Consider the following 2146-nt stretch of genomic DNA (forward strand, 5'->3'; position numbering starts at 1 on the left):
GCAGCACCTCGTGCCGCTCCACCACGTCCCGTACCGCCGCCTCCAGCACCCCCGGATCGGGCATCGCGTCCAACCGGAGCACCACGGGCGCGTTGTACGACGGCGACGGACCTTCGAGGCGGCTCAGGAACCACAGCCGGCGCTGGGCGTAGGACAGGGGGATCACGGTTGCTGCTCCTCGGGAGTGGCGGGGGCGGGTGGGTGAGCCGGTGACGGGGGTCGGCGCGGAGGCGGGGACGGGGGCCGCGGTCAGGCATCCTTCGCGGCCGTCAGCTCCTCGATGTGGGCGGCGAGGTCGCGCAGCCGGGGGTGGGCGTAGACGGCCTTGACGGGCAGGGCGACGGAGAGTTCGGCCCGGACCCGGGAGACCAGTTTGATGGCGAGCAGGGAGTGGCCGCCGAGCTTGAAGAAGTTGTCGTCGGGGCCGATCGACGCGGCTCCCAGGACCTGGGTCCACACGCGGGCGATCAGTTCCTCCGCCGCGCCGCTCGGTCCCCCGGCCGCCCCGGACTCCCGGGCCGCCGGCGTCTCGACGCGGGTGGGGAGCGCGGCCCGGTCGAGCTTGCCGCTGGGGGTGGTGGCGAACCGGTCCACGGCGACGTACGCGGCCGGGACCATGTACGGGGGCAGGGCGGCGGTGAGCGCGGCGCGGAGCGCGGTGGCGTCCCCGCCCCGGTGGTAGGCGATCAGGCCGGGGGTGCCGCCCGCGTCCTCGCCGAGGATCACGGCGGCCTCGGCGACGCCGTCCACCCGGGTGAGGGCGGCCTCGATCTCCGGGAGTTCGACGCGGTGGCCGCGCAGCTTGATCTGGCCGTCGGCGCGGCCGAGGTAGACGAGCCGGCCGTCGGGGAGCCGCCGGCAGCGGTCGCCGGTGCGGTACACGCGCGTGCCGGGGGCGCCGTACGGGTCGGCGACGAAGCGTTCGGCCGTCAGGCCGGGGCGGTTGCGGTAGCCGCGGGCCAGGCGCGGACCGGCGAGGTACAGCTCGCCGGCCTCGCCCTCCGCCACCGGGGCGAGGTCCGCGCCGAGGAGCCGGGTCCGGAGGCCGGGCAGGGCGGTGCCGATGTGCGGCTCGCCCGGCCGGTCGATCCATCCGGCGGTGGCGTCGACGGTGCACTCGGTGGGCCCGTACACGTTGAGGGCGCGCAGGAGGCCGGAGGCGTGGGCGGCGGCCAGGCGGTTCCACAGCGCCGGGCCGATGGCCTCGCCGCCGACGAGGAGGGTCAGCGGGCGGGGGCCGCCGTCGGGGGTGAGCAGGTCGAGCAGCGGGTCCGCGTGCGAGGGGGTGACGTCCAGGTCGGTGAGGGCCTGTTCGTCGACGAGGGCGGCGAGGAGGGCCGGGTCGCGGCGGGTCTCCTCGTCGATCATGACGAGGGTGTCGCCCCGGCAGAGCCGGATCCACTGCTGCACGGACGCGTCGAACGACGGGGAGGCGTTCCAGCCGACCCGGCGGCCCTCGCCGGTGGCGGCGCCCGCTCCTTCGAGCTCCCGCAGCAGCAGGGAGACGGCGCCGCGGCCGATCTCCACGCCCTTGGGGCGGCCGGTGGAGCCGGAGGTGTAGATGACGTAGGCAAGGGTGTCGGCGGTGACCGGGGCGGGCGCGTACGGGACGGGGGCGGCGCCCCGGGCGTCCGCCGGTCCGGTGATCGTCACGGCGCGGGTGCCGGGGGCGGGGGATCCGGCCGTGCCGTCCGTCACCACCAGGCCGGCGCCGGAGTCCTCGACCAGGTAGCGGCGGCGCTCGGCGGGCAGCGCGGGGTCGACCGGCAGGTAGGCGGCGCCGGCGGTGAGGGTGCCGATGATCGCGGTGACGAGGTCGGCGCCGCGCGGCAGGCAGAGCGCGACGACGCTCTCCGGGCCGGCGCCGAGGGCGGTGAGGCGGGCGGCGAACGCGGCCGCTTCGGCGCGCAGTTCGTCGAAGGTGAGGGTGCGGTCGCCCGCGACGACGGCGGTGCGGCCGCCGGGGGCGGTGGCGAGCCGGGCGAGCAGGTCGGCCGCGCCGGTGCCGGCGGCGGCGCACGTGCCGCAGGAGCAGGAGTCCGCGGTGTGCTCCGCCGGGAGGGGGAGGGACGGGGCGGCGGCGGGGCGCTCGGGGAGGACGGCGGTCATGGCGGGGCTCACCTTCCGTACGGGGCGGTGGAGGGGG

2 protein-coding genes are annotated in these 2146 nt (G+C 77.6%); both read right to left on the bottom strand.

The features are described 5' to 3' along the window. A partial coding sequence (locus ADL08_RS37585; protein ID WP_159043012.1) for a condensation domain-containing protein occupies positions 1 to 166 on the bottom strand: 166 nt, incomplete at its 3' end. 83 nt (positions 167 to 249) lie between these two features. Beyond that, positions 250 to 2146: non-ribosomal peptide synthetase (locus ADL08_RS09465; protein ID WP_324615456.1), on the bottom strand; the 1897-nt coding region annotated here is incomplete at its 5' end.

This window comes from Streptomyces sp. NRRL F-6492, from assembly GCF_001280125.1.
Taxonomy (GTDB): Bacteria; Actinomycetota; Actinomycetes; order Streptomycetales; family Streptomycetaceae; genus Streptomyces.